This window comes from Seonamhaeicola marinus, from assembly GCF_008085455.1.
This window is the reverse complement of the sequence record NZ_VSDQ01000679.1, coordinates 732394-747456: the sequence shown is the minus strand read 5'-3', so window position 1 is coordinate 747456 and position 15063 is coordinate 732394. Positions and strand designations below refer to the sequence as shown.

Annotated in this window: 16 protein-coding genes and 1 tRNA gene; 6 read left to right on the top strand and 11 right to left on the bottom strand. The window is 32.3% G+C overall.

The annotated features are described in order from the left end of the window. Positions 1-3: 3 nt before the first annotated feature. Positions 4-450, bottom strand: coding sequence for a hypothetical protein (locus FUA24_RS14405; protein WP_148543515.1), 447 nt, complete (start codon positions 448-450; stop codon positions 4-6). A 208-nt stretch (positions 451-658) separates the two neighbouring features. On the opposite strand from FUA24_RS14405, the gene FUA24_RS14400 reads away from it, so the two are divergent. The 4 genes from FUA24_RS14400 to FUA24_RS14385 all read left to right on the top strand — a co-directional run bounded on the left by FUA24_RS14400 (position 659) and on the right by FUA24_RS14385 (position 6772). Further along, the gene (locus tag FUA24_RS14400) at positions 659-3061 is read left to right on the top strand and encodes an efflux RND transporter permease subunit (protein WP_148543513.1); all 2403 of its coding nucleotides are present in this window, start codon (positions 659-661) and stop codon (positions 3059-3061) included. A gap of 100 nt (positions 3062-3161) precedes the next feature. Next, positions 3162-4595, top strand: coding sequence for an asparagine--tRNA ligase (gene asnS, locus FUA24_RS14395; protein ID WP_148543512.1), 1434 nt, complete (start codon positions 3162-3164; stop codon positions 4593-4595). A 117-nt stretch (positions 4596-4712) separates the two neighbouring features. Continuing rightward, entirely contained in the window at positions 4713-6167 is a 1455-nt protein-coding gene (gene rpoN, locus FUA24_RS14390; protein WP_148543510.1) for an RNA polymerase factor sigma-54, read from the top strand. Continuing rightward, positions 6167-6772 carry a hypothetical protein gene (locus FUA24_RS14385; protein WP_187388286.1) on the top strand — a complete coding sequence of 202 codons (606 nt, stop codon included), beginning with the start codon at positions 6167-6169 and terminating at the stop codon, positions 6770-6772. The genes rpoN and FUA24_RS14385 overlap by 1 nt, the downstream gene beginning before the upstream one ends. Here the strand turns inward: FUA24_RS14385 and FUA24_RS14380 are convergent. The 10 genes from FUA24_RS14380 to FUA24_RS14335 form a co-directional block, all read right to left on the bottom strand. After that, on the bottom strand, positions 6767-7453 hold the full coding sequence (locus FUA24_RS14380; RefSeq protein WP_148543508.1) for a porin family protein: 687 nt from the start codon (positions 7451-7453) through the stop codon (positions 6767-6769). The genes FUA24_RS14385 and FUA24_RS14380 overlap by 6 nt on opposite strands. Positions 7454-7532: 79 nt before the next feature. After that, positions 7533-8009: an ExbD/TolR family protein gene (locus tag FUA24_RS14375; protein WP_148543506.1), complete on the bottom strand. Its 477-nt coding sequence runs from the start codon at positions 8007-8009 to the stop codon at positions 7533-7535. Positions 8010-8024: 15 nt separating this feature from the next. Beyond that, positions 8025-8612 carry an ExbD/TolR family protein gene (locus FUA24_RS14370; protein WP_148543503.1) on the bottom strand — a complete coding sequence of 196 codons (588 nt, stop codon included), beginning with the start codon at positions 8610-8612 and terminating at the stop codon, positions 8025-8027. 5 nt (positions 8613-8617) lie between these two features. Next, complete coding sequence (locus FUA24_RS14365; RefSeq protein WP_148543502.1) at positions 8618-9049, bottom strand: hypothetical protein; 432 nt, start codon at positions 9047-9049, stop codon at positions 8618-8620. A gap of 18 nt (positions 9050-9067) precedes the next feature. Beyond that, positions 9068-9841 (bottom strand): MotA/TolQ/ExbB proton channel family protein, encoded by a 774-nt coding sequence (locus FUA24_RS14360; protein WP_148543500.1) that lies wholly within the window; start codon positions 9839-9841, stop codon positions 9068-9070. A gap of 74 nt (positions 9842-9915) precedes the next feature. Beyond that, positions 9916-10003 (bottom strand) — tRNA-Ser (locus FUA24_RS14355). 80 nt (positions 10004-10083) lie between these two features. Then, on the bottom strand, positions 10084-11112 hold the full coding sequence (locus FUA24_RS14350) for an asparaginase (protein WP_148543498.1): 1029 nt from the start codon (positions 11110-11112) through the stop codon (positions 10084-10086). A 4-nt stretch (positions 11113-11116) separates the two neighbouring features. Continuing rightward, positions 11117-11884 carry a TatD family hydrolase gene (locus FUA24_RS14345; protein ID WP_148543496.1) on the bottom strand — a complete coding sequence of 256 codons (768 nt, stop codon included), beginning with the start codon at positions 11882-11884 and terminating at the stop codon, positions 11117-11119. 154 nt (positions 11885-12038) lie between these two features. Next, positions 12039-12785, bottom strand: coding sequence for a tetratricopeptide repeat protein (locus tag FUA24_RS14340; RefSeq protein WP_148543494.1), 747 nt, complete (start codon positions 12783-12785; stop codon positions 12039-12041). A 5-nt stretch (positions 12786-12790) separates the two neighbouring features. After that, complete coding sequence (locus FUA24_RS14335) at positions 12791-13372, bottom strand: RNA polymerase sigma factor (RefSeq protein WP_148543493.1); 582 nt, start codon at positions 13370-13372, stop codon at positions 12791-12793. A 137-nt stretch (positions 13373-13509) separates the two neighbouring features. Between FUA24_RS14335 and FUA24_RS14330 the strand changes: the two genes are divergently transcribed. Beyond that, positions 13510-13953, top strand: coding sequence for a hypothetical protein (locus FUA24_RS14330; RefSeq protein ID WP_148543491.1), 444 nt, complete (start codon positions 13510-13512; stop codon positions 13951-13953). 81 nt (positions 13954-14034) lie between these two features. Next, positions 14035-15024, top strand: coding sequence for a hypothetical protein (locus FUA24_RS14325; protein ID WP_148543489.1), 990 nt, complete (start codon positions 14035-14037; stop codon positions 15022-15024). The last annotated feature ends 39 nt before the right edge of the window (positions 15025-15063 follow it).

Sequence of the window (15063 nt, the reverse complement as noted above, 5' to 3'; positions counted from 1 at the left end):
TTTTTAGTTAAACTCCTCAAAATGATGAATAGATTTCATAACATCTTCATAAAACAAGACAGCCGATACTAACTTATTGGTATCCGAATAAGGCAAAATAGCTTTTTGAAACTTAAAAGTTTCTTCAATATACTCTTCCGTATTCTCATGCTGATTTTCTAACCTTTTTCTATTTTCGTTACTATTAGGGATCCCGTAATTATCCATTGTAACTCCGGGCTTAGTAGCAAAAGCTATGTAAGGAATAATTTTAGTTAATGCATTTATGCGTTCCATATATAATCCCAATAATTCACCTTTGGGCATCTCCTTAAGTTCATTAATATTATGATACTTTTTTATAATGGCGCTGCTTTCAATAAAGCTTTTGGCATCATTCTTTTTTTGTGCAAAGCACAGATATCCTAAAAATAAAAAGCTAATACTTAATAATGTAATTTTAGTTTTCATAGAGATTGGGGTTTAAATTTAAAGTATTCAAAGTTTTTTAATTACAATAAACATAGAATTTCAAATTACGTGCCAACTTTTAACTTGAGTAAATTGAAGGTTTCAAAAACAAATGCAACTACATCTTAAAATTAACCTAACATTATAAGTATTTCATTTAGCTTAATGCATTGTTTTTTCTACCTTTGCGCAGCTTTCATAAAAAGGTATGTTTAAACTGTTTAGTAAAGACTTTTGGGATGTTACCGCTAGGTTGATTTTACGTAATAAAATCATCATTCTAGTGGCTATTATTATATCCACATATTTACTTAGTACGCAATGGGACAACATGCGTTTTAGCAACACTGAAGCTAACCTTTTGCCAGATGATCATTTTGTTAATGTTATCTATAAAAACTTTTTAGATAAGTTTGGTGAAGAAGGCAACTTAATTGTTCTGGGCGTTAAAGACAGTAGTTTGTTTACAGTAGATAAGTTAAATGCCTGGAATAAACTCTCTGATGAATTCAAAAATTTTGATGAAGTTGAAACGGTCGTATCTATAAAAGATCTACAAAAACTTGTAAAAGATTCTAAAAATGAAAAATTCAATTTAGAGCCTTTTATTAAAGATTCAATTACTTCCGTACCGCAAATAGAAAAACTTCAAGAAGAACTATTTCATAAATATCCATTTTATGACAATTTCTTATTTAACAAGGAAACAAAGACCGTTAGAAGCGCGCTTTACTTAAAAAAAGAAATTGTTAATACGCCTGCAAGAAAGAATTTTGTACTTAATATTCTAGAAAAAAGAGTAGAAGAATTTGAACGTGAGAATAACTTAGAAGTTAGAGTTTCGGGTATGCCATACATACGCACGCTTAATTCTCAGGTTATAATTAATGAAATTAATTGGTTTGTCATTGCTGCTTTGTTAGTTACTTCAATTATTTTCTTTTTCTTCTTTAGGTCTTTTAGAGCTACTTTTATTTCTCTTGTGGTAGTTTGTATAGGTGTCATGTGGACGCTGGGAATAATTGGTTTGTTCGAATATGAAATTACAGTTTTAACGGCTTTAATTCCGCCATTAATTATTGTTATTGGCATACCAAATTGTATCTTTTTAATTAACAAATACCAACACGAAGTAAAGCTACACGGAAATAAAGTAAAGTCTTTACAACGTGTTATTACCAAAATTGGTAATGCCACATTAATGACCAATGTGACCACAGCCTCGGGTTTTGCCACATTTATATTAACAGAAAGCACACTCTTAAAGGAATTTGGAATAGTAGCCTCATTGAGCATTCTGGCAATATTTATTCTCTGCCTGTTAATTATTCCTATCATTTATACCTTTTTGCCTCATCCAAAAGATCGTCATTTAGAACACCTTAATAAACGATGGATTGGTGGTTTTGTAAACTGGATGGAATGGATGGTAAAGCAAAGACGTATTGCTATTTATGCTACTTCTGTGCTTTTACTTACAATAAGTTTTATTGGTATTTATCAAATTAGAATTTCTGGAAGTCTCATTGAAGACATGCCTAAAGAAGCAAGCTTTTTCAAAGATATTCGCTTTTTTGAAGAAGAATTTAATGGTATCATGCCTTTAGAATTTATGGTAGATACTAAGCGTAAAAAAGGGGTTATGAAACTCTCTACACTCAAACGGATGAATGAGCTAGAAGAGTTGATTAATGAAACACCTGAGCTTTCCAAACCTATTTCTGTAGTAAGTCTAGTCAAATATTCTAAACAAGCTTATTACAATGGGAACCCTAAATACTATCAATTACCAACTTCTCAAGAAAACAGTTTTATTCTGTCTTATGCCAAAAACTCGTCTTCGAATGTAGACCTTTTAAACAATTTTGTTGATAGCACAGGGCAATATGCAAGAATTACAACGTTTATGAAAGATGTTGGCACGGATAAAATGGAACGTATTGAAGAAAATCTTCAAAACAAAATAAATAAAGTATTCCCAAAAGAACGTTACGATGTTACTATGACGGGTAAAGCTTTAGTGTTTCAAAAAGGGACGAAATACTTGGTTAAAAATTTGGCAATATCCCTATCGCTTGCCATATTTTTAATTTCATTGTTCATGGCTTATATGTTTAGATCAGGTAGAATGATTATTGTTTCCTTAATTCCAAACCTGCTACCCTTGTTAGTTACAGCAGGACTCATGGGCTATTTAGGAGTACCTATTAAGCCTTCAACTATATTAGTTTTTAGTATTGCCTTTGGTATATCTGTAGATGATACTATTCACTTTTTAGCAAAATACAGACAAGAATTACAGGCTAACCAATGGAAAATTAAAGTATCTGTTTATGGTGCTTTAAGAGAGACTGGAGTAAGTATGTTCTATACTTCAATTGTTTTATTCTTTGGTTTTTCAGTATTTACGATATCAAGTTTTGGAGGTACCGTAGCATTAGGTGCATTGGTTTCGGCCACATTGCTTTTTGCTATGCTATCTAATTTATTATTACTTCCTTCGCTATTACTTTCTCTCGAACGCAGCATAGCTAATAAAGAGGTTTTAAGAAAACCCGCTATTAACATTATTCCTGAGGAGGACGAAAAGGAAGATGATTTCAAAAAATAACAATTCTTTAATATTTAGTTATAGAATTTTGTTTTTTAATTAATTTAGACTTGGAAGCCGAAAGGCTTTTTTTATATTTACATTCTAAATTTAGATATTAATGCAGCAGTTTACCGTTTTAGAATTATTATCGCAGGAGATTAATCATACAGAAGTTGAAGTAAAAGGTTGGGTAAGGACGTTTAGAGCTAATAGATTTATAGCTTTAAACGATGGTTCTACACTCAAAAATATTCAATGTGTTGTTGATTTTGAAAACTTCGATGAGGCGCTTTTAAAACGAATTACTACTGGTGCAGCTATCCATATAACTGGAGAACTAGTTGAAAGCCAAGGTAAAGGTCAAACGGTTGAAGTTCAAGTAAAAACCTTGAACATATTGGGAGATTCAGACCCCGAAACATACCCAATTCAACCTAAGAAGCATTCATTTGAATTTTTAAGAGAACATGCGCATTTAAGAACAAGGACAAATACATTTAGTGCTGTTATGCGTTTGCGCTCCGCATTATCCTTTGCAATTCATAAGTATTTTAATGAACATGGGTTCTACTACATGCACGCTCCTATTATTACAGGAAGTGACGCTGAAGGTGCGGGTGAAATGTTTAAGGTAACTAGCTTAGACCATAATAATTTACCGAAAACCGAAGAAGGAAAAACAGATTATTCAAAAGATTTCTTTGGTAAAGAAACAAATCTAACAGTTTCCGGGCAGTTAGAAGCAGAAACATATGCTATGTCTCTTGGTAAGGTTTATACATTTGGACCTACATTTAGAGCCGAAAATTCTAATACTTCCAGACATTTAGCAGAATTCTGGATGATAGAGCCTGAAGTGGCTTTTATGGATTTAGCGGGTAACATGGATTTAGCTGAGGATTTTCTAAAGTATGTTCTTAAATATGTTTTAGATAACAATGCCGAGGATTTAGAATTTTTAGATAAGCGCTTGCAGGATGAGGATAAAAGAAAACCTCAGGCAGAACGAAATGACATGACGCTTATTGAAAAACTAAAGTTCGTTACAGATAATAATTTCAAACGTGTTAGCTATACAGAAGCTATAGATATTTTACGTAATAGTAAGCCAAATAAGAAAAAGAAGTTTCAATATATAATTGATGAGTGGGGAGCAGACCTACAAAGTGAACATGAGCGGTTTTTAGTTGAAAAACACTTTAAATGCCCTGTAATTCTGTTTGATTACCCAGCAAACATTAAAGCCTTCTACATGCGCTTAAATGATGATGGAAAAACCGTGCGTGCCATGGATATTCTTTTCCCTGGTATAGGTGAAATTGTTGGAGGTGCGCAAAGAGAAGAGAGACTAGAAGTACTAAAAGAAAAAATGGCTGCTATAGATATTCCCGAAGAAGAACTTTGGTGGTATTTAGATTTAAGAAAGTTTGGTACTGCAGTTCACTCTGGTTTTGGCTTGGGCTTTGAGCGCTTGGTAATGTTTGCAACTGGCATGGGCAATATCAGAGATGTAATCCCCTATCCAAGGACACCGCAAAACGCAGAATTTTAACATTCATTTTGATTTTGGTATGAGTATTGTAGTTAAAAGAATTTTTATACATTTAACTACTCTAAATTAAGTTTTAAATTACTATTTATTAATTTAGAAGAATAACCAAATCAAAATATGCTCAAGCAACATTTACAATTTAAATTATCCCAAAAGCTCTCGCCTCAGCAGATTCAATTGATGAAATTGATACAACTGCCTACGCAAGCTTTTGAACAACGCTTAAAGCAAGAATTAGAAGAGAATCCAGCCTTAGAAGGAGGTAAAGAAAACAAAGACGAATTTGATTCTGATTTTGATAATTCCGATGATTTCAACGATAACGAAACCATAAATGCCGAAGATATAAATGTTGATGAGTATTTGAGCGATGACGAAATACCTGATTACAGAACTCAATCTAATAATTACAGTGTTGATGATGATGAAAAGAGCATGCCTTATGCAGCGGGAACGTCGTTCACTCAACATTTAATTAATCAGTTAAATACATATAGGTTAAGCGATGATGAAAGAGATATCGCTATTTTTCTTGTTGGTAGTGTTGATGAGAGTGGATATATAAGGCGCTCTCTATCTGACATTATGGATGATTTAGCTTTCACTCAAAATGTATATACCGAAGAAAATAAAATTGAAGACGTCCTTAAGATAGTTCATCAATTAGATCCGGCAGGTGTTGGCGCGAGAAACTTGCAAGAGTGTTTAAGCATACAACTAAACAGAAAAGAAAGAACTCCTGATGTTGAATTAGCCATTAGTATAATTGACAAAGCTTTTGAGCAATTCACAAAAAAGCACTACAAGAAGTTACTTCAAAAATTCGATATTTCGGAAATACAACTAAAGGATGCCATTTCGGAAATTGAAAGTTTAAACCCTAAACCAGGAGGATCTTACGCTGGGAATAATAGAATAGTAGAGCACATCGTTCCTGATTTTGCCATAAAAATTGTTGATGGCGAATTAGAACTTACCTTAAACGGACGAAATGCTCCAGAGCTTCATGTATCTAGAGAGTATAATAATATGCTTAAGGGATATAAGGATTCTAAAGACAAATCTAAGTCGCAGAAGGATGCAGTTATCTTCATTAAGCAAAAATTAGACGCAGCCAAGTGGTTTATTGAGGCTATTAAACAGCGTCAACAAACCTTATTTGTTACAATGAGTGCAATTATGCACTATCAGAAAGAATATTTTTTAACTGGTGATGAGCGCACTTTACGCCCAATGATATTAAAAGATATTGCCGATGAAATTTCAATGGATGTTTCAACAGTTTCTAGGGTTGCAAATAGTAAATATGTTGATACCCCTTATGGTACCAAATTGATTAAAGAATTCTTTTCCGAATCAATGAAGAACAATCAGGGAGAAGATGTGTCTACGAGAGAAATTAAAAAAAAATTAGAAACGGTTATAGAGGAAGAAGACAAGAAGAAACCTTTAACAGATGAAACTTTGGCTGGGATTCTTAAAGAAAAAGGCTATCCTATTGCAAGAAGAACTGTTGCGAAATATAGAGAGCAATTAGATATTCCTGTTGCTAGACTTCGTAAAAAAATATAATGAATTACATTTTAAAGAGTATATCCTATATTTTTCACCCCCTTTTAATGCCTCTATTAGGCGTTATCTTCTATTTTCAAATAACAAGAAGAGATTATCCTCAAGAAATAATATGGGCTAAGTTATTTTCATTGTTTATACTCACGGTAATTTTACCAATACTACTTTATTTCCTTTTAAAAACTTTGGGTAGGGTAGAGTCTATATATCTTAAAAGCACTAAAGAACGGATAATTCCCCTATTACTTAATGCTGCGGTCATATTGATTGTAATCCAACGTATTGTAACACCTACACAGGTTCTAGAACTATATTACTTTTTCATTGGAATTTTAATTTCAACGCTGTCCTGCTTAATATTAGCTATATTCAGATTTAAAGCTAGCATACATATGATTGCTGTTTCTGGTGTATTTATGTTTTTTGTTGCATTAAGTATTCATTTTAGCTTAAACATAAACGTTACACTTGCATTTATGTGTCTCGTAATTGGCGCTGTTGCATCCTCTAGGCTGCACCTTAATGCACATACCGTTAACGAGCTCTTAATTGGCTTTTTTATTGGACTTTTTCCTCAACTTATACTTACACCTTACTGGTTATAATAAGTAAAACATCAGCCCTATTTTAACTGTATTAAAGTCTATTGCTTCACCATTTAAGGCCGTAGCTCCATCAAATACGGGATTCAGGCCATAATACACATGCAAATTCCATGTGTTATAGCCAAAACTTAGTGTTATACCATATTGAAGTTTATTAAAATCATCAACATTGTTTAACTTGTAATCACCTAAATCTCCTCTGTACTTAATTCTATGAGCAAAAACATATCCGAACTTAATACCTGTGTAAATTCGCCAAAAGCTGTACTCTGTTGGAGTAGAAGTTCGCCATCTAAACTCAAGAGGCATTTCAATTAAATGTGTAGAAAACTTATTTTTTCTAAAAGAACTACTGGCATCTATAGAGTAATTAACAATTTCATTGGTTCTGCTTATTAATACGTTTTGATTATATGAGTTAGCTGAATACCCTAATCCCATACCCAGAGCTATATTCCTGTTCCTGTTTATTGGCATATCCTTTATAAAACCAAAGTGAAATCCTAAAGAGAAACCATTTTGCTCCACATTTTCAGGCTTTTTTGCCAGTAAGTTATAAGTCACTCCTGCGTAAATCTGATCCTCTTTATAAAGTGAATCTATTTCCTTTGATACTTGATCTTGAGCAACACAGCAATACGTACTTAACAATACATAACAAAATAGTAAAAGGCGTTCCATAATGTCTTATTAGAAATTGAAAATAAAAAAAGCGTTTTGAAAAATCAAAACGCTTTTTTTATAAAATTAAGAGTGAATACTAATCTCTTCCAAGTACACTACCCTTTTTAGTAGTATAATTTATTTTAAGCGCATTTACTTTACGTAATTCCTGCTTAATATCTCCAATTAATCCCATATTTGCCTCACTATCAACTTTTAAAGCTGTAGTTAAGAATGGTATTAATTCTTCTCTTTTTGAAGCTCTTTCAGCTGCAATAAACGCTGCAATATCCTTTACATCAGCAAAGTCATCGTTTAATTGAATTCTTGTTTCTGTACCATATTGCTTATAGTTCTGACTTGGTTTACCTGCATATATATACATTACCAAATCTTTTTTATCAAGTTTCTCAACCTGATCTGCAAAAGGTAAGTTATTCTCAATTTTTAAAGTGTTCTGTCTCATTACAGTAGCCACCATAAAAAAGAATAATAACATGAATACAATATCTGGTAAAGATGCTGTTGAAATTGCAGGTAAAGCGCCGCTTTTCTTCTTTTTAAATTTAGACATAATATTAAATTTAAATTATTGTACTTCTGAAAGCTTTTGAGGATACTCAGCTTTAATCTGATCTATCTTCTCTTTTAGCTTCTCTTTATTCCCTGGCCAATTAACATCTTTATGATTAGCTTGCATTTCAGCGAAAGACTGACCGAATTGAGCTTGCGCTCTCTCATTTCTTAACTCATTATATGCAGCTACTAATTCATTTTGCACTGCTATATACTGTTTATAAGTAGTCTCTCTTTCGTTCTTTAAAGAAATAATTGCTTTATCTGGATTATCAGATGAAGAAGGATCTTTTTTACCTTTACAGTAATTACATGATCCATCACCTCCATTATCTAAGAATTCTTTAGCTGCTGCTCTTAAATCCTTAAGCTCCATTAATTCATCTTCTACAAGTAATTGATCTTTACCATTTAATAATACAGTAAAAATATTTTTTTGTTTAATTACAACATCTTGATCAGACTCTTCCATTGGAGGTAACTTACGGTTAATTCCAGAATCTACTTCAATTGTTGTTGTAACTAAGAAGAATATTAATAATAAGAACGCGATGTCGGCCATGGAGCCCGCATTTACTTCTGGTGCTGCTCTTTTTGCCATAATTATTATTTATTAAATATTTTTTTAACTCCTGAGTACGCCATAGATGCAATTGCTAATATTGCAAGGATGTAAAATATAATTAATCCTGCACCTACATTTTTTGATGTTGACTCAGTAACATCTAGTCCTTTTTCTAAGAACGGCGTTAAACTTAAATCCGTTCCAGAAGAAGCAGCATATCCTATAATTACAACTGCTAAAAAGGCACCGACAGACATTAAAGTCTTTTTAACATTGCCAGCAAATAAACCTTTTACAACAAATACTAGAACCATTGCAATAACTAATCCTAACACTGCATATGCAACATATAGCATATTACCTGCCATTCCCACATCGCTATCGTCATCACCTGCTATTAACATCAGTGCAAAAATCGCACCAATAATAGCCAGGGCGAAAGCTACTATTTTTAATATTTTGTGTAAACCCATCTTTTTATAATTTAAATATTACTTTTTATTTCTGATTAATAGATCCATTAATGTAATAGAGGCATCCTCCATATCATTAACTATACTATCAATCTTAGCAATAATGTAATTATAAAAAATCTGAAGTATAATTGCTACTACAAGACCAAATACCGTTGTTAAAAGTGCTACTTTAATACCACCTGCAACTAATGACGGTTGCATATCTCCTGCAGCTTCAATTTTATCGAATGCTTGAATCATACCAATTACCGTTCCCATGAATCCTAACATAGGTGCTAATGCGATAAATAATGAAATCCAAGAAACATTTTTCTCCAATTGTCCCATTTGAACACCACCGTAAGCAACAACAGCTTTTTCAGCAGCCTCAATACCTTCATCTGTTCTATCTAAACCTTGATAGAAAATAGAAGCAATAGGTCCTTTAGTATTTCTACAAACTTCTTTTGCAGCTTCTACGCCTCCAGATGCTAAAGCATCTTCTACGTTTTGAGTAAGCTTCTTAGTATTAGTTGTAGAAAGATTTAAAAAGATAATTCTCTCAATAGCAATTGCTAAACCTAGAATTAAACATAACAATACAATCCCCATAAACTCAGGGCCTCCTTCAATAAATCTTTTCTTTAATTCTTGGTGAAATCCTAAGCTCTCCTCAGCAGCAGGCTCCTCTTCAGCTTGAATTGTAGTAGCAACTGTAGTTGCTGTAGTTGTAGTTGCAATTGTACTTGCATTAGCAGTTCCAAATACCATCATTCCTGTAATGGCAAGGATAGAAAATAATCTTTTCATGTCTAGATCTTAATTTTATTAGTTAAAGTGTTAAAGATATAAAAAAAAAGCAATTAACGTAACAAAAATAACAGCAGAGAGGAAGGGATTCGAACCCTCGATACCCTTTTGAGGTATACACACTTTCCAGGCGTGCGCCTTCGACCACTCGGCCACCTCTCTATAAATATTTTAATCGTATTAATTACGGGGGATGAAATAACAAAAAATTCTTTAAACCTTAAAATTTTACAACGTTAATTTTAGGTCATTTCTCCTCTTAAAGACATTTCATACGTGGTTTTAAACATTTCATTGGAAATATTCTTACCTAAAAGATACATTAATTTACTAATAGCTGCTTCTGTGGTAATATCTCTTCCAGAAATAACACCTATTTTCTTTAAGGCATTACTCGTTTCATAATGCCCCATTAAGACACTTCCTCCAGAACATTGTGTAATGTTAATAATATGAATTCCTTTAGAAATTGTTTCTTTTAACAATTCTATAAACCAAGAAGCAGTAGTACAATTTCCAGCTCCATAAGTTTCTAAAATAATTGCTTTCAAATTTGGAGTAGATAAAACACTTTTAATTACGGTTTCTGTTATTCCCGGAAAAAGTTTAATTAAAGCAATATTATTATCCAAATTTTTATGAACTTTTAAAACTTCATTCTTATCCGATCTAAACAAGTACTTTTTGTTGACCTTTAAATGGACCCCAGACACAGCCAATTCGTTATAGTTAGGTGATGCAAATGCCTCAAAGTGTTCTGCATTCATTTTGGTGGTTCTATTGCCCCTATATAACTTATATTCAAAATACAGGCAGACCTCTTGAATTACTGGCTTATTGTCTTTTTGTAATGAAGCTACCTGAATAGAGGTAATAAGATTTTCTTTAGCATCTGTTCTTAAATCTCCTATTGGTAATTGTGAACCTGTAAACACAACAGGCTTAGCTAGATTCTCTAACATAAAACTTAAAGCCGAAGCAGTGTAACTCATGGTATCACTTCCATGAAGAATTACAAAACCATCAAAGGCATTATAGTTACTTTCAATTAATTCGGCAATCTGAACCCAATACTCCGGATTCATATTACTAGAATCAATAGGTTCATTAGATACTGTCTTAATGTTGCAATCCAAAAGTTGCAGCTCTGGTATCTTTTCTAAAAGCGAATTGAAATCGAAAGCTTTTAAGGTTCCCGTCTTAAAATCTTTCATCATACCAATGGTGCCACCAGTATATATTAGTAATATGTTAGGTTTAGATAGGCTCATATTTTTAGATACCAAAAACTTCTTTAGAATTCTGCGTTGTAATATCCGCTATTATTTCCTGAGACATGCCATAGATCTCGGATAATTTTTCCAATACCTTTAATATATATAAAGATTCGTTTCTTTTTCCTCTATAAGGTACGGGTGATAAGTAAGGTGCATCTGTTTCTAAAACAATATGCTTTAAATCAATCTCATTAAGAAATTTATCAATTTTCCCATTCTTAAATGTAGACACACCTCCAATACCTAATTTCATATTATACGAAACAGCTTTATGAGCTTGCTCTAAATTCCCCGTAAAACAATGAAAAATTCCAAACAAATTATCATCCTTAACGTCTTCTAAAACTTCAAATATTTCATTAAAAGCTTCACGACAATGAATAACAATAGGCAACTTATATTGTTTTGCTAAAGCTATCTGCTGTTTAAATGCTTCTATTTGAATTTCTAGAGTAGATGTATCCCAATATAAATCAATCCCAATTTCACCAACAGCATAAAAAGGTCTTTTAGCTAACATTTCCTCTACATGTTTTAACTCTTCCTTAAAGTTCTCTTTAACATGAGTTGGGTGTAAACCCATCATTAAAAATATATGTTCAGGAAAATCTTTTTCAAGCTGCAACATTGCATCTGTGTATGTTGAATCTATTGCTGGAATGAAAAACCTAGAAATATTTTTATTAATAGCACGCTCTATCATTTCGTGCCTATCTTCATCAAATGCTTCGCTATATAAATGGGTATGCGTATCTGTTATTATCAACTATTAGTCCTTTATAATTTTTTGTAAAAATAAAAAAGTCATCACTTTAATTGATGACTTTATGAGATAATCGCGATTTAAATATGCTAACACTTAGAAAAAAGAAAAATCTATTTTAGACACAATGTCCTGTGGCATATCTAAAAGATTTTTTTTAATCTAATTTTTTAATGAGTTTTTGAGCTTTATCATAATCATCGGCATCTTCTGGAAGCAATTTTAAAACATCGATACATTCATTATAATTTTCCTGTTTCAACTTACTTAATCCTAAATACCAAATAGCTTTATTTTTATAAACAGATGGAGATTCGGCTACTACTTTCAATAAGTTATCCGCCTTAGTAAACTGATTTAATTCTACTAAAGTTATACCTTGGTATAATTTATACTCCATATTTTGGCTATCCCCATTAATCAACTCACCAAAAGTTCTATTAGCTTCTGTAAAATTTCTTTTATTAAAAGCATCCTCAGCCGTTTTTAACAACTCCTCTTGTTCTCCCCTTACTACCAAACTTATGGTTTCGTAATCGTTATAATCATTAAAACTGGGAGAAGACAGCTCATTAAAGGTAAATAACCCAAGTAAAACGGCAACACAGGCTGCAATGGCATACTTATATAACTTAAATACTTTAGATGTAGTAGTCTTTGTTGAAGCTGTATCTTCCTTATCAAAATATTGATTTGATATCTTTTTTAAATTGGATTCAAATGCTTTAGATTCCTCTTCATTTTCAAACTTGTGTTCTAAAAAAGAGGATAGTTCTTTGTAAGTATTAAGTGCCTGTTTTAATTCCGACTCATTTTTTAATCTTAATTCAAAGGCTTTAATTTCGTCTGTAGACAATTCGCCTGACAAATAAGACTCAAATAATATGTAATTTTTATCGTCCATAACTATTAACTCATAATTTGGTTAAACTTTGGCGACCCTTGAACCAACTCCGTTAATTTCCCTATACAAAGAGACTTCTTTTTTCTTGCATAAGCATAAGTTACACCTAAACTATTTGCAACCTCTTCCATAGACTTAATTTTAAACGTTGCGGTTAGCAAATCTTTACAAGCTTTTCCCAGGTTATTAAACATTTCTGCAAAAAGCGCCTGTTTTTCATCAAAAACTGAAGTTTCAAAAGCGAGTTCTTGGGCTCCATCATCTTTAGATAAAACTTCTTCGTTAATTGTTACCTCTTTATTAGAAGTTTTTTTTAATTCATTTAACCATTTACGCTTACAGAGTAAAAAGAAATAAGCATCAAAGGGACAGGTCAGTTTTAGTTTCTTTTGTTTTGCCTGATTATAAATTGTTATAAGCGTTTCCTGAATTACATCTTGAGCTTCATCAGAGCTCCCACTATTCTGCTTAATATAATTCACCACTTTTGGCACAAATTTATCATATATAGCCTGTATAATAAACGCATTATTCTGTAGCAAACCATCAATATATTTCTGGTCCTGGTGAATTTTTTTTTCGCTCATAAACCCTTGTATTTTCTACTAAAGTAAAAAAAGTTTAAAAAAAAGGGTAACAAATTTTCTATGGTTTTGATATAAGGGTGTAACAGTCACAAAAAGACAAACACAAAATTTAATTAATCTATAAAAATTTAGAAATCATGAGAAAATCAATTTTAATCATTGCAACTATAGCCTTTTCAATATTAAATGTAAACGCTATTAACGAAAACAAGACCTCAAATACTTTTAATGAAGTATTAGAAATCACAAAAAACAACATTGCTCAAGTTTTTGAGTGGAAAGTTGAAACTACAAAAAGAACTTACTCTGGCACATCTTTATCTTTAGAACAAGCAAAAAATATGATTGCACTTGTAAGTTCTGGAGAATTAATTACAAGCAAAGAAATCACTAGTTATTTTGTTCTAAGATCTGAAGTAAATAGCACAGAAAAAAGAAATTACTTCTGGGAAGTTAATACTGCAACAGGTTCTGCGAAAGGATATTCTTCAACCTTAGAATATGCCAATAAAATGATAGAATTAGTAGCTTCTGGTGACGCCATAGTTTCTAAAAAAATCATTAGTCAACCCCAACTTTAAAAAAAATCAAAAAAAACAGGGTAACAAAAACATTACCCTGTTTATATAAACATGTAATACAATTTAAAAACCCATATTATTATGAATACTTTAAAAAACATTTTAGGAACATTAGTAATCACGGCACTAACCTTTACAAGTTGTGAGACCTCAGACGACAATGATAACTTTCCATTAGATATTGCTACGGCGGAAGAATTTAGAGGCCTACAAGATGAGGCTTTAGAGGCTTTAACACAAACATTTCAATTTGACGCTGCAGATGGTTGGGTATCTCTAACTTCTGAAAACGGAGTTAGTATTGGTCTTAATACAACGTGTTTAACTCTAAATGGCAATTCTATTACTGGAGCAATAGATTTAGAATATATTGAATTGTTTGATAAAGGCAATATGCTTTTAACCAACAAACCTACAATGGGAATTTTACCAAACGGAGACAAGGCACTTTTAATCTCTGGAGGCGAATTTTTTATTGAGGCTACTCAAAACGGTGAAGCTTTAAATATTTCTTGCGACATCCAATTAGGAATACCTTCAAATTTAACCGGAGGTACAGATAACGATATGATTATGTGGAACGGAATAATTGACGAAGAAGGTAACCTTGCTTGGGATGAAGTTGACCGTGATGGAACAGGTGGCCCTCAAGACGGTGGTGGTGTATTTGCCGAAGGCAATCAATACTACGCTTTTATTCATGACTTTGGATGGAGTAACGTAGACAGGTTTTATAATGACCCAAGACCAAAAACAACACTTTTAGTTGATGCACCTGATGGTTACAACAATACCAACTGTGCACTATATTTATCATACGACGGAGAAGATACTGGTTTAGCAAACTTAGACACCTATAATACGGACACAGGACTATTCTCAGAACACTACGGTCAAATTCCTGTTGGTTTAGAATGCCATGTAATTTTTGTAACCGAAGAAAATGATAACTGGAAGTATGCTATAAAAGCTGTAACGATTGTAGAAGATGGCATTATTACAATTACAGAAGCTGACACCAATGTTGTTACAGAATCTCAATTAATGAATATCATTAACAATTTACCATAAACATAGCTTTTTTTAGACCTGCTTAAATGGGTTCCCAAA